We start from the raw sequence: 26,167 nt of genomic DNA, 5'->3' as shown, positions 1-26,167 counted from the left end.
TCTCTGGTTTCCAGCTGTCCGACTGGCGGAGAAGAACAGCTCGAGAGGCTTGGGAGAGCCTGACTGGCCGAGCTTGAGTTTCAGATCATCCGCCGCACGTCGCCAGACGCCGGACGAACGCCGCCTCTGCCGCCGGATCAACGAACGATGGGCTCCAAGGGGTCGTAGGTGATGGCATCGGCGCCGTCCCAGGCCACCGCCGCGAGGCTGTCCGGCTTGACCCGGAGCGACGCCATTTCGGCTCGCGTGACCCAGAGCCGGTGCGACACGACCCCCTCGGGATCGACCCAATCGCCGTCGGGAGCGCCGCTGGTGATCCGGCAGCGGAAGTAGATGTCGACCTGATGGAAGGGGCCGTGGGGATCGTGGAACTCGTTGACCAGGCAAGGCTCGCCGACCTCGATCCCCAGGCCGGTCTCTTCGCGCACCTCGCGAGCCAAGGCGTCGGTCAGGGACTGATGCAACTCGACGCCACCTCCCGGCGCGCACCACAGATGGGTGCGCCCCTTCCAGGCGTTCACGACGAGGAGGCGGTCGTCCCGCAGTATGACCGCACGGACAGCAAGGCGGGGTGTCGGCATGCCCGAAGCGTGACCGCTCAGGCCGGGGGAGGCAAGGGGTGCCTGCGACCGGGTCAGGGTTCGTGGAGCCATGACGTCCAGCCCTCAGCGCCCCCGGACTGGCCGCCATGGGGCGGGCCGGAGAGCTGGGCGAGGACAGCCCTATGGAGTGCTCGTCACCGCCGCAGGCGATTCACGTGGCCCATCTTGCGGCCATCGCGCGTCTCGGCCTTGCCATAGAGGTGAAGTCGCGCCCCCTCCTTCAGGAGGTCGGGCAAACGGTCCATGTCGTCACCGATCAGGTTTTCCATCACCACATCGGCGTGACGCGAGCCGTCGCCGAGCGGCAGGCCGCTGACCGCGCGGATGTGCTGCTCGAACTGGTCGACAAGGCAGCCGGCTTCGGTCCAGTGGCCCGAGTTGTGCACGCGCGGCGCGATCTCGTTGACGAGAAGCCCTTGCGGGGCCACGAAGAACTCCACCCCCAGCACACCCACGTAGTCGAGCGCGTTCAGGATGCGCGCCGCCGCCAGAACGGCGTCCGAGCGCATCGTGGGCGAAAGCCGCGCGGGCACGGTCGTCGTCCGCAGGATGCCACCTTCGTGAACGTTCTCACCCGGATCGTAGGCCGCCACGGACCCGTCCAGCCCGCGCGCGGCGATTACCGAGATCTCGCGGTCAAAGGACACGAATCCCTCAAGGATGGCGGGACGGCCGCCCATCTGGGCATAGGCGGAATTGGTCTCACCGGGGGACATGATCCGCGCCTGCCCCTTGCCGTCGTAGCCCAGGGTCCGGGTCTTGAGGATCGACGGGGTACCGATCACGGCCAAGGCCGCGAGGAGGTCGTCCTCGTCGTCCACCGCGGCGAAGCGCGCGGTGCCGAGGCCCAGTTCGTGCAGGAAGGTCTTTTCCGTGAGCCGGTCGCGCGAGGTGGCCAGCGCCCGGCGATTGGGCCTGATCGGCACGACGGCTTCGATCAGGTCGAGCGCTGCGGGCGGGATGTTCTCGAATTCGTAGGTCACCACGTCCACGGACTGCGCGAAGGCGCGCAGCGCATCGGCGTCCTCATAGGTCGCATGCGTCGTGCGCTGCGCCACTTCGGCCGAGGGGCAGCCTTGGTCGGGGTCGTAGATATGGACGTGGAAGCCGAGCCGGGCGGCAGCCATCGCCAGCATCCGGCCGAGCTGCCCGCCCCCGAGGATTCCGATAGTGGCGCCGGGCGCCAAGGCGTCAGTCAACGGGAACCTCCGGAACCGAGGCGGAGAGAGCCTCGCGCCAAGCGTCGAGCCGCTGAGCGAGCGCGTCGTCCGAGACGGCGAGGATGCCGGCCGCCATCAGGGCGGCGTTCACTGCCCCTGCGGCGCCGATGGCCATGGTCGCCACGGGAAAACCGCGCGGCATCTGCACGATGGAGTAGAGAGAATCGAGCCCGCCTAGCGCGCGCGTCTCGATCGGCACGCCCACCACGGGCACGGAGGTCTTGGAGGCCATCATGCCCGGCAGGTGCGCGGCGCCGCCGGCGCCTGCGATGATGACCTTGATCCCGCGCGCGCGGGCCTCCTTGCCGTAGGACCACAGCCGGTCGGGCGTGCGGTGCGCCGAGACGATGCGGACCTCGTGGCCCAGCCCCAGCTCGTCCAGGACGCGCGCGGCCTCGCGCATCGTGGGCCAGTCGGACTGGCTTCCCATGATGATGCCGATGGGAGCCATCAGGCGATGATGTCCGGCAGGAGCCGGTCCTCGATCAGGCGGATGCGATCCTTCAGGACGAGCTTCTCCTTCTTCTTGCGCCGGATCGTCAGCACGTCGCGCGACCCCTCGGCCTCGAGCGCCTGGATCGCCTCGTCGAGATCCCGGTGCTCGCGCCGGAGCACCTCAAGCTCCACGCGCAGCACCTCGGCCTCGTCCATCGCGGTGGTTATGTTCATCGGGTCCTCGCCAGGGTGAGCCGACTTTATCCGTTCAACCCTCCGGGGGCCAGCCCTCGGGAGGCCTTGCTGGACGCCCCCGCCTTCCCCATATTCCCAACGAGCGGCCGCCCATCCAGGGGGCCGCGCATGACGGTCGCTTTCGCGCAAAGGACGTGTCGCAATGACCAAACTCACCTTGGGAACCCATCCGTACCTTCTTGGCTTCGAGCAGCTCGAACGCCTGGTGGAACGGACGGCCAAGACGGGCAACGACGGATACCCCCCCTACAACATCGAGCAGACCTCGGATCGGTCGTACCGGATCACCCTCGCGGTGGCCGGCTTCACCGAAGCCGACCTGTCGATCACCGTCGAGGACCGGCAGCTCGTGATCCGCGGGCGGCAGACCGACGACGAGCAGGGCCGGGTTTTTCTGCACCGGGGCATCGCATCACGGCAATTCCAGCGGAGCTTTGTGCTGGCCGAAGGCGTTGAGGTGGGAGAGGCGGTGATGGAGAACGGACTCCTTCACGTCGACCTGACCCGCCATGTCCCCGAGACGGTCGTCCAGACCGTCCGTATCAAGAGGAGTGGGGTCAAGTGAACTATGACGCACACCGGCCCAAGCCGGACCTTCAGGCGCTAGGCGCCCACATCGTGTATGTGAAGCCCGTGGCGGTCGCCGATCTTCCCGATGAGCTGCGCGAGCAGGCGGGCGAGCTCGAGACGATCTTCGCCGTCCATGACGCGGACGGCCAGCAACTCGCTCTCGTGGCGGACCGCAACCTGGCCTATGTGCTTGCGCGCCAGTACGATCGGGTTCCGGTCACCGTTCACTGAGGAGGCCTGTCCGCGACGCAGCGGGCAGGGGGGATTGATTTAGTGGCCGGTCGTGTCAGGTTTAGCCCGACACAGGGGCGCAGGGACCCCGCCATCCGGACCTAGGCATGACCACGACACCCACGGCACCATCGGAACGAGCCGCCCACGCGCGGCACGGCTATTCCTCCTACCAGATCACGCTGCACTGGACGATCGCCGTGCTCGTGGTGGTGAACTGGCTCCTGGGCCAGGGGATGTCGGAAACCTACGAGGCCTTGGAGGCGGGGCAGTTCGTGTCGAACTACGGCGCCGCCTTCATGCACATCTGCATCGGCATCACGATCTTCCTCATCATGCTCGCGCGGCTGACGGCCCGCCTTCGCCGCCCGGTCGAGACCGCTGCGGACAGCAAGCACCCGCTTCTGGCCAAGCTCGGCATGATCAATCATTGGGCCTTCTACGTGGTGCTTCTGGCCATGCCGCCTCTGGGCCTGCTCGCGTGGTTCGCGGGCGCGGGCTGGGCGGGGGCGCTGCACAGCCTGCTGGCCTGGGTCTGGGTGGCTCTGTTCGTGCTGCACGTGGGCGGCGCGCTCGTCCATCTGGTGCTGGGCGAGAACATCATCCGCCGCATCGTCCGTCCGACCGCCGGCACCTGAGCCAGGGCATCCCGGACGGATGTGGAAAGGGGGCCTCGCGGCCCCCTTCGTCGTTCACTGGCCCTTGATGAGGCCCATGGCTTCGAGCTTCAGGATCACCTGGTGCGCGCAGGTGTCGACATCGAGGCCCTCGGTGTCGACGCGCAGCTCGGGGGCCGCCGGCACGTCGTACGGGTCCGAGATGCCGGTGAACTCCTTGATCTTGCCTTCGCGCGCGAGCTTGTAGAGGCCCTTGCGGTCGCGGCGCTCGCATTCCTCGATGGAGGTCGCGACGTGCACCTCGATGAAGGCGCCGAAGGCCTCGATCATCTCGCGGACCTCGCGGCGGGTGGCCGCGTAGGGGGCGATGGGGGCGCAGATCGCGATGCCGCCGTTCTTGGTGATCTCGCTCGCAACGTAGCCGATCCGCTTGATGTTGATGTCCCGGTGCTCCTTGGAGAAGCCGAGCTCGCTCGACAGATGCTTGCGCACAACGTCGCCGTCCAGCAACGTCACGGGACGGCCGCCCATCTCCATGAGCTTGACCATGAGCGCGTTGGCGATGGTGGATTTCCCGCTGCCCGAGAAGCCGGTGAAGAACACCGTAAAGCCCTGCTTGGACCGCTCCGGCGAGGTCTTGCGGAGTTGCTTGACCACCTCGGGGAAGGAGAACCAGTCGGGGATCTCGAGGCCCTCGCGTAGGCGACGGCGCAGCTCGGTGCCCGAGATGTCGAGCACGGTCGAGCCCTCGGGCACCTCGTCCACGGGGAAGTACTGCGCCTTCTCCTGCACGTAGACCATCTGCTTGAAGTCGACCATCTCGATGCCGACCTCGGCCTGGTGCTGGCGCACCAGCTCTTGGGCGGCATAGGGGTCGTAGAAGTCCTTGCCTTGGCTGTTCTTGCCCGGACCCGCGTGGTCGCGGCCGACGATGAAGTGCGTCAGGCCGTGGTTGCGGCGGATGATGGCGTGCCACAGCGCCTCGCGCGGGCCGCCCATGCGCATGGCGAGGTTCAGGAGCGACAGGTGAGTCGTGGAGGACGGGTACTTGTCGAGCACCGCCTCGTAGCAGCGGACGCGGGTGAAGTGGTCCACGTCGCCCGGCTTGGTCATGCCGACGACCGGGTGGATGAGGAGGTTGGCCTGAGCCTCGCGCGCCGCGCGGAAGGTCAGCTCCTGGTGGGCGCGGTGGAGCGGGTTCCGGGTCTGGAACGCCACGATGCGGCGCCAGCCCATCTTGCGGAAGAAGGCCCGCAGCTCGTTCGGCGTGTCGCGGCGGGCCTTGAAGTCGTAGTGTACGGGCTGCGTGAGGCCGGTGATCGGGCCGCCCAGGTAGACTTTGCCCGCCTTGTTGTGCAGGTAGTTCACCGCCGGATGGGCGAGGTCGTCGGCGCCGAAGACCTTCTCGGCCTCGACCGCCTTGTTGGGCACCCACTTGTCGGTCACGGACAGGATGGCGAGGATCACGCCTTCCTGGTCCCGCAGCGCGATGTCCTGGCCGACCTGGACCTTCTCGGCGAAGGACTCGGACACGTCGAGCGTGATGGGCATCGGCCAGAGCGTGCCATCCGCCAGACGCATCGTCTCCACGACCGAGTCGTAATCGGCTTGGCCCAGGAAACCCTTGAGCGGGGAGAAGCCGCCATTCATCAGGAGTTCGAGGTCGCAGATCTGGCGCGGAGTCAGGTCGTGCGACACGAGGTTCCCCGCCTCGACCTTCAGCTTCTGGGCCGAATCGGCGGACACGTAGAGCTCGGGGATCGGCGCGAGGTTGTGCATCGGGCGGGGGCCTTCGTCGGTCACGGCTTTGGAGGAGTCGAGCATGGAGACGCTTTCAGGAAATGGGGGCTGGCGGCCACGGGCGTTCCCGTAGCCGCCAGCCGGTCGCGTCGCAAGGCCAAATCATACTCGATTGGTAGGAAATTGCCGGCCGCCCCGAGCGGCGCATGATCACCAGTGCGAGAAGGCGGGGCTCGGGTCGCGCGTCTCGGACAGGGTCTCGCCCACATGGCTCATGGGCTGGGCGGCGAGCCAGCGCTCGGCGTCCAGCGCGGCCATGCAGCCCATGCCGGCCGAGGTGACGGCCTGCCGGTAGACATGGTCCGTGAGGTCGCCGGCCGCGAAGACGCCCGGGACGCTGGTCATGGTGCTGCCCGGTTCGACCTTGACGTAGCCGCCGTTGTGCAGGTCCACCTGTCCCGCGACGAGTTCGGAGGCCGGGGCATGGCCGATGGCGACGAAGAAGCCGGTGGCCGGAACGACCCGCGCCTCGCCGGTCTGGACGTGGCGGAGGCGAACGCCGGTCACGCCCTGCTCGCCCAAGACCTCCTCGACCTCGTGGTTCCAGATCACGTCGATCTTGGGGTGGCGGAACAGGCGGTCCTGCATGATCTTCTCGGCCCGCAGGGTGTCGCGGCGATGGACCAGCGTGACCCTGGAGGCGAAGTTCGTCAGGAACAGCGCCTCCTCCACGGCGGTGTTGCCGCCGCCCACGACCACGATCTCCTGGTTCTTGTAGAAGAAGCCGTCACAGGTCGCGCAGGCCGAGACGCCGAAACCCTTGTACTTCTCCTCGGACGGCAGGCCGAGCCACTTGGCCCGCGCGCCCGTGGCCAGGACGATGGCGTCGGCCGTCCAGACCTGTCCCGAGTCGGTCTCGGCCACGAAGGGGCGCCGCGACAGGTCGAGCCGGGTCACGAGGTCGGTGACGATGTCGGCCCCCATGGCGCGGGCGTGCGCCTCCATGCGCATCATCAGCTCGGGGCCCTGCACGCTGGTATCGCCGGGCCAGTTCTCCACCTCGGTCGTGGTGGTGAGCTGGCCGCCGGGCTCCATCCCCTGGATCAGCACGGGCGCAAGCATGGCACGCGCGGCATAGACGGCGGCCGTGTAGCCGGCGGGGCCGGACCCCACGATCAGAAGCCGGACGTGACGCGGATCGGCCATGGGTCATCTCCTTCGGGCGCTTGGAGAATGCATATAGCGTGCCGGACCGGCCTCCGGAACCCTCGCGCCGTGCATCCCGGGACTGTGTTGCGGGAAACATAATTGCGCGCAATCCGGCCCGCCTGTAGGGTCCGCCCGACCAACTCGGAGGACCCATGCCCGGCCAGCGGCTCGACCGGATCGATCGGCGCATCCTGGCGCTCCTGCAGGAGAATGGCCGCATGACCAATGTCGATCTGGCCCAGCGGGTGGGCATCTCGCCGCCGCCTTGCCTGCGGCGCGTGCGCGCGCTGGAGGAGGCAGGCCTGATCCGGGGCTACCACGCGGATCTCGACCCGCAGAAGCTGGGCTTCGAGGTCAAGGTCTTCGCGCAGGTCCGGCTCAAGAGCCAGGCCGAGGCGGACCTTCAGGCCTTCGAAGCGCTGGCCCGCGACCTGCCTTACGTCCGCGAGTGCCACATGCTGAACGGCGAGGTGGACTTCATACTGAAATGCGTGGCCCCCGACCTGCGTGCCTTTCAGCGATTCCTGACCGAGTCGCTCACGCCCGCGCCGAACGTGGCGAGCGTGAAGACCAGCCTTGTCATTCGCAGCGGCAAGGACGAGCCCGGCGTGCCGATCCCGGCCGAGGCCTGACCTCAGGCGACCCCGATCAGGTCGAGGTCGCGCAGCCGCAACCGGGGCAGCGCGGGGGCGCCGAAGCCCGCCAGATCGGTCACGTGCGGAAAGCAGGCCAGGAAGGGCTGCATCGTCTCGCCACGGAGCGGCAGCGCATGGAGCGGGCCGGGATGGTAGCTTTCCACCTCCACGCCATTGGCCAGCAGCCGTTCGTGCCGGTCGAAGGCCAGATGAAAGACCTCAACGGGAGAGGGGGGCGAGACCTCGACGATGCCGACCCCATCGACGAAGTCCGCAGCTGGAATGGCGGCCACCTCCTGCCCGGTCAGGCGCCGCATTCCCGGTCGGCGCATCACCAGCCGCGCGTGGGGGCCCAGAACCAAATCCTGGTAGGGTCGGCCCAGGCCCAGCGCTTCGGCCGGGATGCGGGTCAAGCGGGACATGGCCGGGTCTTGGCCATCCCCCCGCGGCACGATCACGGTTGAGCCGCGCCAGACGACGCGCGCGAGCCGGCCGTCCGCCATGCGCAGCTCGGTCCCCGGCCAAAGGTCCTCGACCGCCACCACCCCGCGCGCGCCGGCGAAGAGCGTGCCGCGAGCGAAGGCGGCAAATGCTTCGTCGAAGGCGGGCAGCGTCGGGACGAAGCGCACGGCGTCATCGACATCGCCGGGCGGCGTCAGCCATGATACGGACACCCGCCGCATCACGGAGGTGCGCCATGCCGCAGGTTCTTCGCCGCCAAGCGTCAGGGCGGGGTCGGGCGTTCCACGAGGCTCGCGGAGCGCGTGGGCCCCGATCGGGGCGCGCGAGGACAGGGTCATGCAATCACCGCCGGTCATATCAGGAGAGCAGCCGGCCCCCACCGACGGCAGCTGATTCCGGTTTCAACCTGTCGAGGTTGCCGGGTCTTCTCGGCGCCGTCAAATTTGGAAGGCGGAAGCGGACGCTCTCCACATTAATCGCTTGAACCCGACGATGATTGTTCCGTGGCAGGGGCCGAACTCGCTCGCAGCGTGTATGGGCGCGAATCGACGGTCAGATGCGGATGACGGCAATCAGGCGGCCATAGTCCGCTTCCTTGGCATGGACCGAACGGCGATAGCTGAAGAACCGGTCGGGCATGGAATAGGTGCAATGCCGCGTCCATTCCGCCTCGGCCACGCCAGCCTGCCGGAGCCGGTGCAGCCCATAGCCCGGAAGGTCGAACAGGAGCCGGTCCCCTTGGCCGTTCGCGAAGAAGCGCGCGGCCCGCGGATCGTCGTCGGTGACCTGTTCCATCAGCTCCGGCCCGACCTCGTAAGCGCGCTGGCTGATCGTGGGGCCGATGACGGCATGGATGCGATCGGCGCGGGCGCCCAGGCGCTCCATGGCGGCGACCGTTTCTTCGAGCACGCCCAGGAGCGTTCCCTTCCAGCCGGCATGGGCCGCACCAATTACTCCGGCCGCGTGGTCCGCCAGCAGCACCGGCTGACAGTCCGCCGTGAGGACCGACAGGGCGAGGCCTGGCCGGTTGGTCACCAGCGCGTCCGCCCGCGGGCGGGGGCTGGTCGCAGGGCCGTCGACGACGACGACCTCCGCCGAGTGGACCTGATGGACCCCCACCAGCGCCTCGGGCGCGACGTCCATCGCTCCGGCGACGCGGGCGCGGTTGATGGTTACGGCCTCGGCCTGGTCCGTCGAGCCCTGCCCGCAGTTGAGCCCTGCGAAGACGCCCGATGAGGCGCCGCCCGAACGGCCGAAGAAGCCGTGGCGCAGCGGATCGAGCAGGGGCGATGTGATGATGTCGAGGCTCATGGGGCGAATCCCGGCAGGGGCGGAGCGGAGGGCGGATGGAGTCCCATGGCCTTGAAGAGCGTTCCCATTTCGTCGGGGTGGGTCAAGCGGCGATAAGCGGCGGCGATCCCGTCGCGTTGCGTCCCCCCATTGGCGCGGGCGAGCACCTGTGCCCGCTGCGCGATCCCCAGACGTTCGAGCAGCGCGCCCTGTGTGGTCATCGGCGTAGCCCGGGCGGGCTGGGCGGCCCGGGCCAGCGCCTCGAAGTCGACATGAGCCGTGAGGTCGGCCGTGCCGGGGGCGTTGAGAGGGTCGGCGTAGGCGTGACGCGCGACGGCCTGGAAGGTATCGCCGGTCAGGTCCCAGCCGCCGTAGTCCACGACCAGCGCCGCGCCGCCATGGCGGGCGATCCGTCGGCCGATCTCGGCGGCGATCCCAGGCAGGGCGGGGCAGATCTCCACGACCTCGCCCTCGGGCGTGTCGGACAGCCGATGGGCCAGCGCCGGGACCTTGCCCAGCGGCCGGAGGCCCCAGGCGAGGCCCCCGTCCGCCAAGCCCACCACCCGCTCGTCCCAGCCGTGGCGGGCGCGAACGAACTGCCGGATGGGCAGGGCGTCGAAAAACTCGTTGGCGACGAGGAGGAGAGGGCCTTCGGGGAGCGCGTCGATCGTGTCGTGCCAGATCGCCCCCGGGACGCGCCGGGCCTGCTCGGCCCGCAGCACGGGCGAGGCCTCGACCAGATGGACCGACAGCGCGGCGTGGAAGCCCGGCACCGACCGGGTGGCGCGCAGGAGGTCGGCCATCAGCGTGCCGCGGCCAGGGCCAAGCTCGGCCAGGATCACCGGGGAGGGCGCGCCCTGGTCGAGCCAGGCCTGCGCGAGGGCGAGGCCCAGAAGCTCGCCGAACATCTGGCTGATCTCCGGGGCGGTGGTGAAGTCGCCGGCCGCGCCCAGGGGATCGCGGGTGGCGTAGTAGCCGTGCTGCGGATGCAGGAGGCATTCGCCCATGAACTCGGCCACGGTCAGCGGCCCCAGGGCCGCGATCCGCTCGGCCAGGAGCCGGGCCAGGGGCGTCATGCCGGCACGGCCCGGCTGCGACGCGCGCGTTCCACAAGCCAGAGACCGACCAGGATCATCGGCAGTGTCAGGACTTGCCCCATGGTAAGGCCCCAGCCGTTCCATTGCAGCGCCAAACCCAGCGGATTGCCGGGGCTGACGAACTGGGCGTCGGGCTGGCGGACGAACTCGACGAGGAAGCGGGCGATGCCGTAGCCGGCGATGAAGGTTCCCGCGAGGACCCAGGGCTGCCGCAGCGCCCCCCAGCGGAAGGCCAGGAGGATCAGAAGGCCTCCGAGGAGGAGCCCTTCGAGCCCCGCCTCATAGAGTTGGGAGGGGTGGCGGGCGCAGGCTCCGACGATGCCGGGGCAGTCCTGCGCCGCCTCGCCGGGGAAGATCACGCCCCAAGGCAGGGTGGTCGGCCGGCCCCAAAGCTCGGCGTTGATGAAGTTGGCGATGCGGCCCAGGAGGATCGCGGGCGGCGAGGCCAGCGCGATGGTGTCGGCGACGCCGCCCAAAGGGAGGCGCTCGCTGCGGCTGAAGAGCAGGATCGCCAGCATCACCCCGATGAAGCCGCCATGGAAGGACATGCCGCCCTGCCAGATCATAGGGATCTCCCACGGGTTCCGCAGGAAGTGACCAGGCTGGTAGAAGAGCACGTAGCCGATCCGCCCGCCCGCGATGATGCCCAGGATGATCCAGGTCAGCAGCGCCTCGAGTTGCGCGGGCGTCATGGGCGCCACGCCCCCGGCCCAGAGATGCGGGCGCCTGAGAGCCGCCACCGAGAGCCGCCATCCGATCAGGATGCCCACGATGTAAGCCAGTGCATACCAGCGCAGGGCGAACTGCATCCCGAAGAGGGAGACCGAAACGAGCTCGGGCGAGATGTCAGGGAAGGGGATGCCGGTCATGCGCCCTTCCTGAAAGGCGCCGCGGGGGGTGTCAACCTTGCGTGGGGGCCCCGGCGGGCGCATATCAGCCGGCAACCCGATCCCGGAAGGACCCTTCCATGCAGACCAAGAACAAGTTCCTGGACGACATCTCGCAGCTCATGACCAACGCCATGGGCGTGGCGCAGGGCGCGAAGGACGAAGCGCAGAACGCCCTCAAGTCCGTGGTGGACCGCATCCTCGCGGACCGCGACCTCGTGACCCGCGAGGAGTTCGAGGCGGTGCGCGCCATGGCCCAGGCCGCCCGCGAGGAGAACGACGCGCTCTCGGCCCGCATCGCCGCACTGGAGGCCAAGCTCGCAGGCGCCGACAAGGAGGTCGAGGCCCGCCCCGAGTGGCCCGGTTCGCCCGGCGCCTGATCCTGCAGCGCCGGCGCCGCGTCCGCGCCGGCGTTTCGGATTGTCCCCAAGAAAGAGCTTTACAGACCAGCCGGGTGCCTCACCATATCTCGTAGGGCTCGGTGGCAAGCCCACCGAACCCTGGAGCAGGCAACGCGCTCCGGACGCATTCCGCTCCGGGGCGCCAGATCAAGGGGCCCGAGCTATGACCATCTCCGAGACCTTCCTCGATGAGGGCGAGATCCACCCGATCGACGTGGTGGAAACCATCGCCACCCATTACGAGTGGGATTTCGATCGCGTGGCCGAGAACCAGATCGCCATGACCCTCGAGGGGCAATGGCGGTCCTATGCCCTGACCCTGGCCTGGTCCCCCGCCGACGAAACGCTCCGGCTCCTGTGCACCTTCGAACTCGACCCGCCCGAGGGGCGGCTGCCGGCGCTCTACGAGCTTCTCAATCGCATGAACGACCTCTGCTGGGCCGGGGCGTTTACCTGGTGGGGCGAGGAGAAGGTCATGGTCTTCCGCTACGGCCTCGTGCTGGCGGGCGACCAGATCGCCAGCCCCGAGCAGATCGACACCATGATCCACGCCGCGCTGATGAGCGCGGAGCGCTTCTACCCGGCCGTGCAACTGGCCGTCTGGGGTGGCCGGTCGCCCAAGGATGCGATGGAGGTCGCCATCGCCGAAGCCTATGGCCGCGCTTGAAGCCGGCCGGGGCGCCCCCTAGGGTCGCGCCGACTTCTGGGGGGATGCCATGGCGATGGACGACGTGGCGGCCCGGGGGCTCGTGCTCCTGGGCTGCGGAAAGATGGGATCGGCGCTGCTGAAAGGCTGGCTGGCCGGAGGGCTGCCGCCCGGCGTCATCCACGTGATTGAGCCCCGGCCGTCGGACTGGCTGCGGGGGACCGGCGTCGCGCTGAACGGGCCGCTTCCCGACGCCCCGGCCGTGGCACTGGTCGCCGTGAAGCCGCAGATGATGGGAGAGGCGCTGCCCGCGATGACGGCCCTGGGTGGCGGGCGGACGCTGGTCCTGTCCATCGCCGCGGGTACGCCACTTTCGGCCTTCGAGGCAGCTTTCGGCGCAGGGACCCCGGTCGTGCGCGCCATGCCCAACACACCGGCCGCGATCGGGCGGGGCATCACTGCGATTGTTGGAAATTCGGAAACGACCAAGCCGCAAATGGCGCTGGCCGAATCGCTGCTTGCGGCCGTGGGGGAGGTAGTGCGGCTGGAGGCCGAGTCGCAGATGGATGCGGTGACAGCCGTGTCGGGCTCGGGGCCGGCCTATGTCTTCCATCTGATCGAAGCGCTGGCCACCGCCGCCGAGACCGAGGGGCTTTCGCCCGACCTCGCACTGCGGCTGGCCCGCGCGACCGTGGGGGGCGCTGGGGCGCTGGCGCAGGAGACGGGAACGGACCCGGCCCAGTTGCGGCGCGACGTGACCTCGCCCAATGGCACGACTCAGGCAGGGCTGGAGGTGCTGATGGCCGAGCTGCCTGACCTCGTGCGCCGCACCGTGCGCGCGGCGGCCGCTCGGAGCGAGGAGCTGGGGCGGGCATGAGCGACACGATCAGCTTCGACGACTTCCTGAAGGTCGATGTCCGCGTGGGCCGGATCGTCCGGGCCGAGCCCTATCCCGAGGCGAGGAAGCCCGCGATCAAGCTCTGGATCGACTTCGGGCCCGGGATCGGTGAGAAGCGCTCCTCGGCCCAGATCACCGTGCATTACGATCCCGCGACGCTGGTGGGCCGGCAGGTGCTGGCCGTGGTCAACTTCCCGCCGCGCCAGATCGGCAGGTTCGTCTCCGAGGTGCTGGTCCTGGGCGTTCCGGACGAGGCCGGCGCCGTGGTGCTGGTCCAGCCGGGCCACGAGGTGCCGGTGGGCGGGAGGCTGCATTGAGGCTCCTCGTCACGCGGCGGCTGCCCGAGGCCAACATGGCCTTTGCGGCGGATCGGTTCGAGACCACCTTCCTTGACGGGGACGCTGGCCTTACCCCGGAGAAGGCAGGGCGGGCGCTGCGTGAGTTCGACGCGATCCTGCCGACGCTGGGAGACCGCTTCACCGCCGAGGCGTTCCTCGGTGAGCCGTTCCGCTGCCGGATCCTCGCCAATTTCGGGGTGGGCGTGAACCACATCGACGTGGCGGCCGCGCGGGCGGCGGGGATCGTCGTGACCAACACGCCGGGCGCGGTGACGGACGCGACCGCCGACATCGCGCTGACACTGATCCTGATGACCTGCCGCAGGGCGGGAGAGGGGGAGCGGCTGCTCCGGGCCGGGCGCTGGACCGGGTGGGAGCCCACGCAGATGCTGGGGACCCATGTCACCGGCCTCACGGTCGGGATCGTCGGCATGGGGCGGATCGGGCAGGCCATCGCGCGGCGCTGCCATTACGGCTTCGGGATGCCGGTGATCTTCCACAACCGCTCGCCCAAGGCGGTGGACCTGCCGGCGCGGCAGGTGAACCACCTGCACGACCTGATGCGCGAGGCCGACGTCGTCGTGCTGGCCGTGCCGGGCGGGACGGAGACGCGGAACCTCATCGGCGCGGCCGAGCTGGAGGCGATGAAGCGGTCCGCGATCCTCGTGAACATCGCGCGCGGCGACGTGGTGGACGAGGCGGCGTTGATCGAGGCGCTGGAGGCGGGGAGAATCGCCGGGGCCGGGCTCGATGTCTACGCCCGCGAGCCCGAGGTGCCGGAGCGGCTGCGCGTCCTGGAGAACGCCGTGCTGCTGCCGCATCTGGGGACGGCGGCGCTGGACGTGCGCGAGGCCATGGGGCGGATGGCGCTGGACAACCTCGTGGCCTTCGCCGAGGGGCGGGAGCCGCCGAACGTCGTTCAGGCGGCGTGACCCGCGTATTTACGCCAAGCTGATGAGAGGCGGCCGGGTGGGCTCAGCGGTCGCCCACGGCCTCGCGGTAATGGAGGCGGCAGAGGCTTTCGTAGCGCTCATTGCCTCCGATCTCGACCTGGGGGCCTTCGCGGAAGGCGCGGCCTTCGGCGTCGCGTCGCACCACCATCGTGGCCTTGCGGCCGCAGTGGCAGATGGTGCGGACCTCGCGCATCTCGTCGGCGAGCGCGAGCAGCGCGGCCGAGCCGGGGAACAGCTCGCCCCGGAAGTCGACGCGGAGGCCATAGGCCATCACCGGGACGTGGAGGTCGTCCACGGCGCGGGCCAGCTGCCAGACCTGCGCGGGGGTGAGGAACTGCGCCTCGTCCACGAAGACGCAGGCGATGGGACCTTCGTCCAAGCGGGCGGCGATCCGCGCGAAGAGGTCGTCGGCAGGGCCGTAGGTGTCGGCCGCGGCCTCGATGCCGATGCGGGAGCGGATGCGCCCCTGGCCGGCGCGGGTGTCGAGCCGCGCGGTCAGCAGGTAGGTCTGCATCCCCCGCTCGTTGTAGTTGTAGGACGCCTGGAGGAGGATCGTGCTCTTCCCCGCGTTCATGGTCGAGTAGTTGAAGTGCAGCTTGGCCATGGCGCCGCCTTAGCCGGGCAAGCCCGCGCGGGCAATCCGGCGGAGAGGCGGCGCCGAGGAGTCCCGCGGCGCACCCTTGGGCCGGAACCGGGGCGGCGCGGCCCGGGTTGGCCTGCCGCCGAAAGGAGGCACGCATGGCCGACGAGCAGACGCACGCGCTGAGCGACGTCCTCGACAAGCTCGAGGAGGCCGCGGACGGGGACAGCATCACGATCGGGAACGTGGTCGAGAAGCTGGGGCACAAGTCCTTTGCCGCTCTCATGCTGATCTTTTCGCTGATCTCGACCTCTCCCGCGAGCGCGATTCCGGGGCTCACGGCGACGGTGGCGGTGATCGTGGGGCTGCTGGTCGCGCAGATGATCTGGGGGCGCAAGTGCGTCTGGCTGCCGGGCTTCGTCACGCGGCGCGAGATGGCGACCGAGAAGCTGTGCAAGGGAATCGGCTGGATCCGCAAGCCCGTGCAGTGGGTCGAGAAGTTCCTGGGCGAACGGATGACCTGGCTGACGCACCGGCCCTGGCTGTACCTGCCGCTGGTGCTGATCCTGGGGCTGACGCTGTTCATGCCGCTGATGGAGGTGATCCCGACCTCGGGCTCCATCGCCTCGGCGGTGATCGCGCTCTTCGCGGCGGGGCTGCTCACGCGCGACGGGGCGGTGATCGCGGGGTCGCTGGTGCTGCTGCTGACGGTGCCGGTCGCGGTGTGGTGGTTCGGCTTCGCGGGATAAGGCGAACCACGAGGCGCCCCTGACGGGGCGCGGCGCGTCCACGACGCGCGGCGGCGGACCCGGGCGCCCGAGGGCGCTGTATCCGTGGGGCGCGGCGCCTGACCGGAAGGCGGGCCGCGCCTCGCGATTCCCGCCTCTCCCGCCCCCTAAAGAGCTGTCCCCGGGGGTGCCGGTCCCGGGCCAGGATGGTCGCCGCCGGAGTCTGATCACATGAGCGGCCGACCATCCGAGGGCCGCCCGGGCCTCCGGACGTGAGGGCAGGATGGCATGGGGAGGTTAAGGAGGCGTTACGGGACCGAACGGCCCACCCCCGATTCGCGCAACACCGGCCGGCCCACCGACTGGCGCCTTCGCCGGCCCGTCACGCAAGGGTCCAGACCTCGTCCGCATCTGTGTTCGCAGAGCGGGAGACGGGCGCCCGACCGACGTGCATCCGGCCGCCGATGATGGAACTAGCCAGATCACCAAGATTGACGCTGGGGAAGCGAATGTCGACAGTTCGACGCATTGAAGCCAAGGGCGCGACGGTCGGCACGGGACGCCGCGCCAGACCCCTGGGGGCGATGAGGGTCCGGGGGGCGTGGCGATGCGTGGCATCCTGCTGGTCTGTCTGGCGGCTGGCCTTTGGGGGACGGTCGGCGTGGCCACTGCCCTGATGACCACGCGGTCGGGTGCGGACCCGGCCGTCTTCGGGCTCATCCGCACCGCCCTGGGGGGCCTGTGCCTGCTGGCGGCAGCCCGTCTGCTGAGGCTGCCGCGGCCCGGCCTGCGGCAGGTTCCGCTCGGCGCTCTCGCCGTCTTCGGCCTTGCGGGGGCCGCCTTCCAGATCTGCCTGTTCGGAGCCTTTCGCGAGGTGGGCGTGACGGTCACCGTGGCCGTGACGGTCTGTGCCCCGGTTCTGATCGTGATTGCGGTCGATGCGGCCCGGACCCGAACGGCGCCCCGGCGCGCGGTGCTACTGGCCGTGACGACGGGCATGGCCGGCGTCGCGCTCGCCCTGCCCGAGGCGGACCGAGCGCCCGCCGCGACGGCTGACCTGCGAGGGATGGCGCTGCTGGTCGGAGCCTCGGGGGCCTTCGCGGCGATCGCCCTGGTCACGCGGACCATCGCCGGGCGGGTCGACCCGTTGCGTGGTGCGGGCTTGGGGCTGATGGCCTCGGCCCTGGCGCTGGCGGCGTTCCTGGGACTGCGGACCGGAGGCGCGGCCGTTGGCGCGCTGGCCGCCCTGCCTTTGCGCGACCTCGCCATCCTTCTCTATGTCGGGGTGATCGCCACCGGGGTCGCCTATCTGGCCTTCGTGCTGGGGATGCACCTGTGCAGCAGCGCGAGCGCCGGGCTGGCCGCGACGATGGTCGAGCCCGGCATCGCTGCGGTCCTGGCGGCGCTCGTGCTGCACGAGCGGTTGACCCCCCCGGAGGTGGGGGGCTGCGCGCTCATGCTGCTAGCGATGCTGATCCTGTCCCGGATCGAGCGCCGCAAGGCGGGGCTCACGCCTGCAGCGCCCTGACCCCGACCTCGCCCTCTTCCCGCGCGCGGATCGCCAATGCCGCCGCGTGGGCGCCCGCCGCCGTGGTGAAGTAGGGGATGCGCTCGGAGAGGGCCGCGGCGCGGATGTCGCGGGAGTCGGTGACCGCCTGCGTGCCCTCGGTGGTGTTCATCACCAGCGCGACCTCGCCGTCCTTCATGCGGTCCACGATGGTCCGGCCGCCCTCGTAGAGCTTGTTGACGAGGCTCCCCTCGATCCCGTGCGAGGTGAGCCAGCCCAGCGTCCCGCGCGTGGCGAGGAGCGAGAAGCCCAGGTCGCGCAGGACGCGGCAGGCCTCCAGCATCTGCGGGCCCTTGTCGGCGTCCTTGATGGACACGAAGACCCGGCCGTCCTGCGGTAGTTGCACGCCCGCGCCCATCTGCGCCTTGAGGAAGGCGCGTTCGAAGCTGCGGTCCCAGCCCATGACCTCGCCCGTGGAGCGCATCTCGGGGCCGAGGATCGTGTCCACGCCGGGGAAGCGGGCGAAGGGGAGCACCGCCTCCTTGACCGAGAACCACGGCATGTCGGGGTCCGCCAGCGTCATCGGGTCGGCGTAGGGCAGGGGTGTGTCGTAGGACACGTTCTGGTAGGGCTCGCGCAGCGGGAAAGCGTCGAGCGTCTCGCCCGCCATCAGCCGGGCGGCGATGGAGGCGATGGCCGAGTCGGTGGCCTTGGCCACGAAGGGCACGGTGCGCGAGGCGCGGGGGTTCACCTCGAGGAGGTAGACCACGTCGTCCTTGACCGCGAACTGCACGTTCATGAGGCCCACGACGTGGAGCGCCAGCGCCAGCGCCTCGGTCTGCTGGCGGATCTCCTCGATCACGGACGGAGAGAGGGAGTGGGGCGGCAGGCAGCAGGCGGAGTCGCCCGAGTGGACGCCGGCCTCCTCGATGTGCTGCATGATGCCCGCGACATGGACGCGGGTGCCGTCGGACAGGGCGTCCACGTCCACCTCGGTCGCGCCGGAGAGATAGGAGTCGAGAAGCACGGGGCTGTCGCCCGAGACGTTCACCGCCTCGCGGATGTAACGGGCGAGCTGGTCTTGGTCGCGCACGATCTCCATCGCGCGGCCGCCGAGAACATAGGAGGGGCGGATCACGAGGGGGAAGCCGATGCGCCCGGCGATCTCGAAGGCCTGCTCGGGCGAGGAGGCGATGCCATTCACGGGCTGCTTGAGGCCCAGCCGCTCCACGAGCTGCTGGAAGCGCTCGCGGTCCTCGGCGAGGTCGATGGCGTCGGGGGTGGTGCCGAGGATGGGGATGCCGGCCTCGTGCAGAGCGTTGGCGAGCTTGAGGGGCGTCTGGCCGCCGAACTGGACGATGACCCCGTGGAGGGTGCCATTCTCCTGCTCGACGCGCAGGATCTCCATGACGTGCTCGAAGGTCACCGGCTCGAAGTAGAGGCGGTCGGAAGTGTCGTAGTCCGTGCTGACTGTCTCGGGGTTGCAGTTGACCATGATGGTCTCGTAGCCCCGTTCGCTCAGCGCGAAGCAGGCGTGGCAGCAGCAGTAGTCGAACTCGATCCCCTGGCCGATGCGGTTGGGGCCGCCGCCGAGGATGACGACCTTCTTCATGTTGGAGGGGCGCGCCTCGTCCTCGACCTCGCCCATCGCGGGGGATTCGTAGGTCGAGTACATGTAGGGGGTCTGGGCCTCGAACTCGGCGCCGCAGGTGTCGATGCGCTTGAAGACGGCACGCACGCCGAGCCGTTCGCGGGCGCGGCGGACCTGGCCTTCGTCGCGGCCCGTGAGCTTGGCGAGGCGGGCGTCGGTGAAGCCCATCATCTTGAGATGGCGCAGGCCATCCTCGGTGACGGGGAGGCCCTCCTTGCGGACGCGTTCCTCGGTGTCGACGATCTCGCGGATGCGGGACAGGAACCAGGGGTCGTACTTGGTCACGGCGTTGATGTCGTCGTCCGACAGGCCGTGCCGCATCGCCTGGGCGATGGTCCGCAGCCGGTCGGGCGTGGCCTTGGAGAGCGCGGCGACGATGGCCGAGTTCTCGGGCGCGCCGGGGATCTGGACCTCGTCGAAGCCGGTGAGGCCCGTCTCCATGGAGGCGAGCGCCTTCTGGAGCGATTCGTGGATCGTGCGGCCGATGGCCATGGCCTCGCCCACCGACTTCATGGCGGTGGTCAGGAGCGGCTGGGCGCCGGGGAACTTCTCGAAGGCGAAGCGGGGGATCTTGGTGACGACGTAGTCGATGGTCGGCTCGAAGGAGGCGGGCGTCACCTTGGTGATGTCGTTGTCGAGCTCGTCCAGCGTGTAGCCCACGGCGAGCTTGGCGGCGACCTTGGCGATGGGGAAGCCCGTGGCCTTGGAGGCGAGCGCGGAGGAGCGCGACACGCGGGGGTTCATCTCGATCACGACCATGCGGCCGTCGGCGGGGTTGATGGCCCACTGGACGTTGGAGCCGCCGGTCTCCACCCCGATCTCGCGCAGGACGGCGATGGAGCCGTTCCGCATCTCCTGGTATTCCTTGTCGGTCAGCGTGAGCGCGGGGGCCACGGTGATCGAGTCGCCGGTGTGGACGCCCATCGGGTCCACGTTCTCGATGGAGCAGACGATGATGGCGTTATCCGCGCGGTCGCGGACCACCTCCATCTCGTACTCCTTCCAGCCGAGGAGCGATTCATCGACGAGGATCTGGCCCACGGGCGAGGCGTCCATGCCGGTGCGGCAGAAGTGCTCGTATTCCGCGCGGTTGTAGGCGACGCCGCCGCCGGTGCCGCCCAGGGTGAAGGCGGGGCGGATGATCGCGGGCAGGCCGATATGCTCCAGCGCCTCCATGGCGAGGCGGACGCCCTCGGCCAGGTCGCGCTTGCCGGACGCCGTCTTGGGGGCGGTGATGATCTCGGCCTTGGGGTTCTCGATGCCGATGCGGTCCATCGCCTCGCGGAAGAGCTTGCGGTCCTCGGCCATCTCGATGGCCTCGCGCTTGGCGCCGATCAGCTCCACGCCGAACTTCTCCAACACGCCCATGTCGGCGAGCGCGAGCGAGGTGTTGAGGCCCGTCTGGCCGCCCATGGTGGGCAGCAGCGCGTCGGGGCGCTCCTTCTCGATGATCTTGGCCACGACCTCGGGGGTGATGGGCTCGATGTAGGTGGCGTCGGCGAGGCCCGGGTCGGTCATGATGGTGGCGGGGTTCGAGTTCACCAGGATGACCCGGTAGCCTTCCTCCCGCAAGGCCTTGCAGGCCTGGGCGCCGGAATAGTCGAACTCGCAGGCCTGCCCGATGACGATGGGGCCTGCTCCGATGATCATGATGCTCTTGATGTCGGTCCGCTTCGGCATAATCCCCACCCCTCGCGCAAATTGACGGCGCTTATAGACGCGGGACGCCGCGCCGCAAGGCCACGCGGGACACGAAACGGGGGGCAGGCCGTCGCAGGCCCGCGCGGCCGCTTGACCTTGGCGGCGCGGCGGGCTTTCACGGCGCGCCCCACGGAATTGGCCAGCCTCATGACCCAGAGCACACGCGTGATCCTTCAGCATGGCCCCGGCGGGCCCGCCGCCTTCGACGCGGCGCAGGAGGTGGTCGTGGCCCGCACCCCCGCCGGGATCGCCCCGGCGCTGGCGCGGCTCGATGCCGCGCGGGCGGCGGGGGCCTGGGTCGCGGGCTGGATCGGCTACGAGGCGGGCGCGGCCTTCGAGCCGCGGCTCGCGGGCATCGCGCGGGGCGACGAGCCGCTGCTCGTCATGGGGATCTTCCCCGAGGGGCCGCGTGCGCCGGACTGGCCCGAGCCGGCGGGCGAGGCCTGGCTCACCCGGCCCGAGCCCGTGGTCACGCGCGCGGCCTATGACGCCGCCATCCGTCGGGTGCTCGACTACATCGCGGCGGGCGACTGCTATCAGGTGAACCTGACCTTCCCGCTGACCTGCCGGCTGACGGGCGATCCGCTCGACCTGTTCCGCCGGCTACGCGGGGCGGGGGGGCCGGGGCACGCGGCCTATGTCGAGCTGGGCGTGGGTCCGACCGTCGTGTCGCTGTCGCCCGAGCTGTTCTTCACGGTGGACGGGGCGGGGCGCATCGCCTCGCGTCCCATGAAGGGGACCGCGCCGCGCGACCCCGATCCCGCGCGCGACGCCGCGCTGGCCGCCGAGCTGCGCGCGAGCGAGAAGGCGCAGGCCGAGAACCTGATGATCGTGGACCTGCTGCGCAACGATATCGGGCGCCTGTCGCGGCCGGGCAGCGTCCGGGTGCCCGCGCTCTACGCCATCGAGCCCTATCCGACGGTGCACCAGATGACCTCGACGGTGGAGGGGAGTCTGGCCTTCCCTGCGTCCCTGTTGCGGCTGATGCCCGCGCTCTTTCCCTGCGGGTCGGTCACGGGGGCGCCCAAGATCCGGGCCATGCAGATCATCCGCGAGATCGAGCCCCATCCCCGTGGCGTCTATTGCGGCGCGGTGGGATGGATGGCCCCGGACGGGTCCTGCGACTTCTCGGTGGCGATCCGCACGCTGCGGATCGAGGGCGAGGCGGTGACGGTCAACGTGGGCGGCGGGGTCGTGGCGGACTCGACGGCGGAGGGCGAGTGGGAGGAGGCGCTGTGGAAGACGCGCTTCCTGGGGCCCGCGCTTCGTGACTGAGCTGCGGCTGATCGAGACGCTGGCCTGGGACGGCGCGGCGCCCGTCCGCGAGGAGCGGCATCTGGCGCGCATGGCGCGGTCGACGGCGGCGCTGGGCTGGGGCTTCGACCCGGCGGCGGCGCGGCGGGCGCTGCGCGAGGGGCGGGGCGCGCCCGCGCGGCTGCGGCTGACACTGGACGCGGAGGGGCGGTTCGAGGCGACGGAAGGGCCGCTGCCCGCGCCTGTCGGGCTCTGGCGCGTGAGGCTGCATCCCCGGCGGCTCGACCCCGACGATTTCTGGCTGCGGCACAAGACCACGAACCGGGCGCTGTACGACGAGGCGCGGGCGAGGCTGCCCCCGGACGTGGACGAGTGGATCTTCGCCAACACGAGGGGCGAGGTCTGCGAAGGGACGATCACGAGCCTGTTCTTCGACCGGGGCGAGGGCTGGCGGACGCCGCCGCTCGGCTGCGGGCTGCTGCCCGGCATCCTGCGCGATGAGATGCTGGAGCGGGGTGCGCGCGAGGAGGTGCTGCGGGTCGAGGACCTGGGGACCGTGCGGCTCGCGGTGGGGAACGCGCTCCGGGGGCTCGTGCCGGCGCGCCTCGACTGAGCGTCGCGGCGTATTTGGGCCAAGTTGAAGCGCATCCCCTCAACTTGGCCCAAATACGCATGGGACCTCGGGGCCAGAGCGCCGCTTGACTTCCCCGCCCCTTTGCGATGGATCGGCCCGACCGCTTCGGAGGACCGCCCATGCATCGCTATCGCACCCACACCTGCGCCGAGCTTCGCGCCTCCGACGTGGGCCAGAATGTCCGGCTTGCCGGCTGGGTCCACCGGGTGCGCGACCACGGGGGCATCCTTTTCGTGGACCTGCGCGACCATTACGGCACGACGCAGGTGCTGGCCGACCCCGACTCGCCCGCCTTCAAGGACGTGGAGAAGCTGCGGTCGGAATGGTGCGTGCGCATCGACGGCGTGGTGAAGGCGCGGGACGCGAGCCTCGTGAACCACAAGCTCGCCACCGGCGAGATCGAGGTCTTCGCGCGCGAGGTCGAGGTGCTGGGTCCCGCCGGGGAGCTGCCGCTGCAAGTGTTCGGGGATCAGGAATACCCGGAGGAGACGCGGCTGCGCTTCCGCTTCCTCGACCTGCGGCGCGAGCAGATGCAGCGCAAGATGACGCTGCGGAGCGACGTGGTGCGGTCCCTGCGCCAGCGGATGTGGGACCAGGACTTCCGCGAGTACCAGACGCCGATCATCACCGCGTCCTCGCCCGAAGGCGCGCGTGACTTCCTCGTGCCGTCGCGGCTCCATCCCGGCAAGTTCTACGCGCTGCCGCAGGCGCCGCAGCAGTTCAAGCAACTCCTGATGGTGTCGGGCTTCGACAAGTACTTCCAGATCGCGCCCTGTTTCCGCGACGAGGACCCGCGCGCCGACCGCTCGCCCACCGATTTCTACCAGCTTGATCTGGAGATGAGCTTCGTCACGCAGGAGGACGTGTTCCGCACCGTCCAGCCGGTGATCCGGGGCGTGTTCGAGGAGTTCGGCGGGGGCCGCAAGGTCGATGCCGACTGGCCGCTGATCTCCTACCGGGACGCCGCGCTCTGGTACGGCACCGACAAGCCGGACCTGCGCAACCCGATCAAGATGCAGGTCGTCTCCGACCACTTCCGGGGCGGTGGCTTCGGCATCTTCGCGAAGCTCCTGGAGCAGGAGGGGACCGAGGTCCGCGCCATCCCCGCGCCCAAGGGCGGGTCGCGCAAGTTCGCGGACCGCATGAACGCCTGGGCGCAGAAGGAAGGGCTGCCGGGGATGGGCTACATCTTCTGGCGCGAGGCCGAGGGCGGGACGGGCACGGAAGCGGCCGGCCCCATCGCCAAGGCTCTGGGTCCCGAGCGGACGGAGGCCATCCGGGAGCAACTGGGCCTCGGGCTCGGCGATGCGGCGTTCTTCCTCGGCGGCAAGCCCGACACCTTCGAGAAGATCGCGGGGCGCGCGCGGACCGTCATCGGGGACGAGCTGGGGCTCACCGACAAGGACCGCTTCGCCTTCTGCTGGATCGTCGACTTCCCGATGTACGAGAAGACCGACGACGGGAAGATCGACTTCTCGCACAACCCCTTCTCCATGCCGCAGGGGGGGCTGGAGGCGCTCAACGGCGATCCCTTGCAGGTCGTCGCCTACCAGTACGATCTCGCCTGCAACGGCTACGAGCTGATCTCGGGCGGCATCCGCAACCACCGGCCGGACATCATGTTCCGGGCCTTCGAGATCGCGGGATACCCGCCCGAGGAGGTCGAGAAGCGGTTCGGCGGCATGGTCAACGCCTTCCGCTATGGCGCCCCTCCGCACGGCGGCTGCGCGGCGGGCATCGACCGGATGGTCATGCTGCTGGCCGACGAGCAGAACATCCGCGAGGTCATCCTCTTCCCGATGAACCAGCGGGCCGAGGACCTGCTCATGGGCGCGCCCTCCGAGCCCACGCCCGCGCAACTGCGCGAACTGGGGCTGCGGGTCGTCGCGGAGACCAAGTAGGACCTCCCAGGCCTGGCGCTCCTCGTCGGGGTAGTGCGCGAGGGCCTGCGTGAGGCGCTGGCGCCGTCCGCAACGGCGGACGGCGAGGAGGAACTCGGCGTCGCAGCCGTAGGCTTCCATCCAGGAGAGGTCGTCGCGGGGCATCGGGCGGGTCCTTCGGGTCGTGTCGAAGGACAGGATGCCGGGCGGAGTTAACGAGTTCTTCGACCACCGAACGGTCCTCCCCCGATTCGCGCAACACCCCCGCGGTGGGCCTTGCCTCCGGGCCGCGCATGGGGATGGTGCGGGCGAGCACGCCATTCCCGAGGCCCCCATGACCGCCCAACCCCGCCGATTCGGCGACCCCGTCCCGAACTGGACCCCGCCGCCCCGGCCGGGGCCGGAGGTGATGGACGGGCATCGGGTGCGGCTCGAACGGCTCGATCCGGTCCGGCACGGGCCGCAGGTCCACGCGGCCAACCGCGCCTCGGACGCGATCTGGGATTACCTGCCCTATGGGCCGTTCCCGTCGGAAGCCGAGTGGATGACCTGGGCCGAGGGCGTGGCGAAGGGGAGCGATCCGTTCTTCTACGCCATCCGGGACCTCGACACGGGCCGGGCGGGTGGCGTGGCGAGCTTCCTGCGGATCGCGCCCGAAGCGGGGTCGATCGAGGTGGGGCACATCAACCTGTCGCCTGCGTTGCAGCAGACGCCCGCCGCTACCGAGGCGATGGCGCTGATGATGGGCTGGGCCTTCGGGGCGGGCTACCGGCGCTACGAATGGAAGTGCGACGCGCTGAATGCGCCCAGTCGCCGGGCGGCGCAAAGGCTGGGGCTGTCCTACGAGGGCGTGTTCCGGCAGGCGACGGTCGTGAAGGGCCGCAACCGCGACACCGCGTGGTTCGCGGCCATCGACAAGGACTGGCCCAAGCTGAAGGCGGCCTTCGACGAGTGGCTCGCGCCCGCGAACTTCGACGGGGGCGGGCGGCAGAAGGTGGCGCTGTCGGCGCTGACGGCCGGGGTGCTCGTGCAGCGGGACCCGAGCCTCTAGAGCGCGGCGGGCCGTGAGAGCCGGTCGTGGAGCGCCTGCGCGAGCGGGCGCGCGCCCAGGTGCGCCGCCTGCGCGAGCGCGCGGTCTCCGGCGCTGCGAGCCACGCCCGTGACGAAGCGCCTGACGTAGTCGAAGGGCGCGGGGTCCTGGCCCAGGAGGGCGGCCGCGTGCTCCAGATCCTCGCGCAGGGCGCGGGGGTCGGGGGAGGGCTCGGCCGCGGGAACGGGGCGGCGGGCGGGTGGCTGGCGGTGGGCGGGCAGGTGGGCCAGCAGCGCCGACTGGAAGGCGGCGAGGCCCAGCGGCTTGAGGAGGACCGCGTCAGCGCCGGCGGCGAGGGCGGCGTCGGCCGAGTCGGGGTCGCCGGTCAGCGCGACCAGCACGTCGAGGCGCGGGCGCGCGGCGGCAAGGCGCGCGAGCAGGTCGAGCCCGGAGCCGTCGGGGAGGTGGAGGTCCACCATCGCCGCGTCGGGCCGGTAGCCGCGCAGGTGGCGTTCGGCCGCCGCCAGCGAATCGGCCCGTCGCAGCCGCGCCCCCGAACGACGGCAGAGGAGGCGCATCCCTTCGGAGGCGAGGCGGCTGTCCTCCACCAGAAGGAGGGTGAGGCCGGCGAGCGGCTGGTCGGCCGTGGGGGTCGCGAGCGGGAGGAGGTCGTCGAGGCTGCCCATGGTGATCCCTGATCTGTCCATTCGCGAGAT

At 70.1% G+C, this 26,167-nt stretch carries 28 protein-coding genes; 15 read left to right on the top strand and 13 right to left on the bottom strand.

Annotated elements, in window-relative coordinates:
* Positions 1-137: 137 nt before the first annotated feature.
* The 4 genes from FHG71_RS00615 to FHG71_RS00600 form a co-directional block, all read right to left on the bottom strand.
* Positions 138-581, bottom strand: coding sequence for an NUDIX domain-containing protein (locus FHG71_RS00615; protein ID WP_139079668.1), 444 nt, complete (start codon positions 579-581; stop codon positions 138-140).
* Positions 582-736: 155 nt separating this feature from the next.
* On the bottom strand, positions 737-1,801 hold the full coding sequence (locus tag FHG71_RS00610; RefSeq protein WP_139079667.1) for a 5-(carboxyamino)imidazole ribonucleotide synthase: 1,065 nt from the start codon (positions 1,799-1,801) through the stop codon (positions 737-739).
* Positions 1,794-2,273, bottom strand: coding sequence for a 5-(carboxyamino)imidazole ribonucleotide mutase (gene purE, locus FHG71_RS00605; protein ID WP_176559220.1), 480 nt, complete (start codon positions 2,271-2,273; stop codon positions 1,794-1,796). The genes FHG71_RS00610 and purE overlap by 8 nt, the downstream gene beginning before the upstream one ends.
* The gene (locus FHG71_RS00600; protein ID WP_139079665.1) at positions 2,273-2,491 is read right to left on the bottom strand and encodes a YdcH family protein; all 219 of its coding nucleotides are present in this window, start codon (positions 2,489-2,491) and stop codon (positions 2,273-2,275) included. Before FHG71_RS00600 ends, purE begins: the two co-directional genes overlap by 1 nt.
* Before the next feature lie 163 nt (positions 2,492-2,654).
* Here FHG71_RS00600 and FHG71_RS00595 point away from each other — a divergent pair, with 163 nt between their 5' ends.
* The 3 genes from FHG71_RS00595 to FHG71_RS00585 all read left to right on the top strand — a co-directional run bounded on the left by FHG71_RS00595 (position 2,655) and on the right by FHG71_RS00585 (position 3,951).
* Positions 2,655-3,077: an Hsp20 family protein gene (locus FHG71_RS00595; RefSeq protein ID WP_139079664.1), complete on the top strand. Its 423-nt coding sequence runs from the start codon at positions 2,655-2,657 to the stop codon at positions 3,075-3,077.
* Positions 3,074-3,313 (top strand): DUF1150 family protein, encoded by a 240-nt coding sequence (locus tag FHG71_RS00590; protein ID WP_139079663.1) that lies wholly within the window; start codon positions 3,074-3,076, stop codon positions 3,311-3,313. The genes FHG71_RS00595 and FHG71_RS00590 overlap by 4 nt, the downstream gene beginning before the upstream one ends.
* Positions 3,314-3,420: 107 nt before the next feature.
* Entirely contained in the window at positions 3,421-3,951 is a 531-nt protein-coding gene (locus tag FHG71_RS00585) for a cytochrome b (RefSeq protein WP_139079662.1), read from the top strand.
* Between the two features lie 54 nt (positions 3,952-4,005).
* On the opposite strand, the gene FHG71_RS00580 is transcribed toward FHG71_RS00585, so the two are convergent.
* Together FHG71_RS00580 and trxB are read right to left on the bottom strand one after the other, a co-directional pair.
* Positions 4,006-5,754, bottom strand: a complete 1,749-nt coding sequence (locus FHG71_RS00580; RefSeq protein ID WP_246045285.1) for a bifunctional sulfate adenylyltransferase/adenylylsulfate kinase — start codon at positions 5,752-5,754, stop codon at positions 4,006-4,008.
* Positions 5,755-5,880: 126 nt separating this feature from the next.
* Positions 5,881-6,876 carry a thioredoxin-disulfide reductase gene (trxB, locus tag FHG71_RS00575; protein WP_139079661.1) on the bottom strand — a complete coding sequence of 332 codons (996 nt, stop codon included), beginning with the start codon at positions 6,874-6,876 and terminating at the stop codon, positions 5,881-5,883.
* A gap of 155 nt (positions 6,877-7,031) precedes the next feature.
* Here trxB and FHG71_RS00570 point away from each other — a divergent pair, with 155 nt between their 5' ends.
* The gene (locus FHG71_RS00570; RefSeq protein WP_139079660.1) at positions 7,032-7,511 is read left to right on the top strand and encodes an Lrp/AsnC family transcriptional regulator; all 480 of its coding nucleotides are present in this window, start codon (positions 7,032-7,034) and stop codon (positions 7,509-7,511) included.
* A gap of 2 nt (positions 7,512-7,513) precedes the next feature.
* Here FHG71_RS00570 and FHG71_RS00565 read toward each other — a convergent pair whose 3' ends face one another.
* From FHG71_RS00565 to lgt, 4 genes are all read right to left on the bottom strand, one after another.
* On the bottom strand, positions 7,514-8,314 hold the full coding sequence (locus tag FHG71_RS00565; protein WP_246045284.1) for a Hint domain-containing protein: 801 nt from the start codon (positions 8,312-8,314) through the stop codon (positions 7,514-7,516).
* Positions 8,315-8,528: 214 nt separating this feature from the next.
* Entirely contained in the window at positions 8,529-9,287 is a 759-nt protein-coding gene (gene pgeF / locus FHG71_RS00560) for a peptidoglycan editing factor PgeF (protein WP_139079659.1), read from the bottom strand.
* Complete coding sequence (locus tag FHG71_RS00555) at positions 9,284-10,342, bottom strand: class I SAM-dependent methyltransferase (protein WP_139079658.1); 1,059 nt, start codon at positions 10,340-10,342, stop codon at positions 9,284-9,286. Before FHG71_RS00555 ends, pgeF begins: the two co-directional genes overlap by 4 nt.
* Positions 10,339-11,232: a prolipoprotein diacylglyceryl transferase gene (lgt, locus tag FHG71_RS00550; RefSeq protein ID WP_139079657.1), complete on the bottom strand. Its 894-nt coding sequence runs from the start codon at positions 11,230-11,232 to the stop codon at positions 10,339-10,341. Before lgt ends, FHG71_RS00555 begins: the two co-directional genes overlap by 4 nt.
* A gap of 98 nt (positions 11,233-11,330) precedes the next feature.
* Between lgt and FHG71_RS00545 the strand changes: the two genes are divergently transcribed.
* The 5 genes from FHG71_RS00545 to FHG71_RS00525 all read left to right on the top strand — a co-directional run bounded on the left by FHG71_RS00545 (position 11,331) and on the right by FHG71_RS00525 (position 14,465).
* Positions 11,331-11,630: an accessory factor UbiK family protein gene (locus FHG71_RS00545; protein WP_139079656.1), complete on the top strand. Its 300-nt coding sequence runs from the start codon at positions 11,331-11,333 to the stop codon at positions 11,628-11,630.
* 184 nt (positions 11,631-11,814) lie between these two features.
* Entirely contained in the window at positions 11,815-12,318 is a 504-nt protein-coding gene (locus FHG71_RS00540) for a type III secretion system chaperone family protein (RefSeq protein ID WP_139079655.1), read from the top strand.
* 49 nt (positions 12,319-12,367) lie between these two features.
* Entirely contained in the window at positions 12,368-13,174 is an 807-nt protein-coding gene (gene proC, locus FHG71_RS00535) for a pyrroline-5-carboxylate reductase (RefSeq protein WP_139079654.1), read from the top strand.
* Positions 13,171-13,512, top strand: coding sequence for a tRNA-binding protein (locus FHG71_RS00530; protein WP_139079653.1), 342 nt, complete (start codon positions 13,171-13,173; stop codon positions 13,510-13,512). The genes proC and FHG71_RS00530 overlap by 4 nt, the downstream gene beginning before the upstream one ends.
* Entirely contained in the window at positions 13,509-14,465 is a 957-nt protein-coding gene (locus FHG71_RS00525; protein WP_139079652.1) for a 2-hydroxyacid dehydrogenase, read from the top strand. The genes FHG71_RS00530 and FHG71_RS00525 overlap by 4 nt, the downstream gene beginning before the upstream one ends.
* 43 nt (positions 14,466-14,508) lie before the next feature.
* On the opposite strand, the gene FHG71_RS00520 is transcribed toward FHG71_RS00525, so the two are convergent.
* Positions 14,509-15,090 carry a thymidine kinase gene (locus FHG71_RS00520; RefSeq protein ID WP_139079651.1) on the bottom strand — a complete coding sequence of 194 codons (582 nt, stop codon included), beginning with the start codon at positions 15,088-15,090 and terminating at the stop codon, positions 14,509-14,511.
* A gap of 134 nt (positions 15,091-15,224) precedes the next feature.
* Here FHG71_RS00520 and FHG71_RS00515 point away from each other — a divergent pair, with 134 nt between their 5' ends.
* The gene (locus FHG71_RS00515) at positions 15,225-15,815 is read left to right on the top strand and encodes an exopolysaccharide biosynthesis protein (protein ID WP_139079650.1); all 591 of its coding nucleotides are present in this window, start codon (positions 15,225-15,227) and stop codon (positions 15,813-15,815) included.
* Positions 15,816-16,401: 586 nt separating this feature from the next.
* Entirely contained in the window at positions 16,402-17,322 is a 921-nt protein-coding gene (locus FHG71_RS00510) for a DMT family transporter (RefSeq protein WP_139079649.1), read from the top strand.
* On the opposite strand, the gene carB is transcribed toward FHG71_RS00510, so the two are convergent.
* Positions 17,303-20,632, bottom strand: coding sequence for a carbamoyl-phosphate synthase large subunit (gene carB / locus FHG71_RS00505; RefSeq protein WP_139079648.1), 3,330 nt, complete (start codon positions 20,630-20,632; stop codon positions 17,303-17,305). The genes FHG71_RS00510 and carB overlap by 20 nt on opposite strands.
* Positions 20,633-20,800: 168 nt before the next feature.
* On the opposite strand from carB, the gene FHG71_RS00500 reads away from it, so the two are divergent.
* From FHG71_RS00500 to FHG71_RS00485, 4 genes are all read left to right on the top strand, one after another.
* The gene (locus tag FHG71_RS00500; protein WP_139079647.1) at positions 20,801-21,928 is read left to right on the top strand and encodes an aminodeoxychorismate synthase component I; all 1,128 of its coding nucleotides are present in this window, start codon (positions 20,801-20,803) and stop codon (positions 21,926-21,928) included.
* Complete coding sequence (locus FHG71_RS00495) at positions 21,921-22,520, top strand: aminotransferase class IV family protein (RefSeq protein ID WP_246045283.1); 600 nt, start codon at positions 21,921-21,923, stop codon at positions 22,518-22,520. Before FHG71_RS00500 ends, FHG71_RS00495 begins: the two co-directional genes overlap by 8 nt.
* A gap of 140 nt (positions 22,521-22,660) precedes the next feature.
* The gene (gene aspS, locus FHG71_RS00490) at positions 22,661-24,442 is read left to right on the top strand and encodes an aspartate--tRNA ligase (protein ID WP_139079646.1); all 1,782 of its coding nucleotides are present in this window, start codon (positions 22,661-22,663) and stop codon (positions 24,440-24,442) included.
* A gap of 313 nt (positions 24,443-24,755) precedes the next feature.
* Complete coding sequence (locus FHG71_RS00485) at positions 24,756-25,472, top strand: GNAT family N-acetyltransferase (RefSeq protein ID WP_139079645.1); 717 nt, start codon at positions 24,756-24,758, stop codon at positions 25,470-25,472.
* Here the strand turns inward: FHG71_RS00485 and FHG71_RS00480 are convergent.
* Positions 25,469-26,158, bottom strand: a complete 690-nt coding sequence (locus FHG71_RS00480) for a response regulator (RefSeq protein WP_246045282.1) — start codon at positions 26,156-26,158, stop codon at positions 25,469-25,471. The two genes, FHG71_RS00485 and FHG71_RS00480, sit on opposite strands and share 4 nt — an antisense overlap.
* Between the last annotated feature and the right edge of the window lie 9 nt (positions 26,159-26,167).

The sequence above is a fragment of the Rubellimicrobium roseum genome (assembly GCF_006152145.1).
GTDB lineage: Bacteria > Pseudomonadota > Alphaproteobacteria > Rhodobacterales > Rhodobacteraceae > Rubellimicrobium > Rubellimicrobium roseum.
Note: the sequence above shows the minus strand (reverse complement) of the source record. Positions and strands in the feature narration are given on the sequence as shown.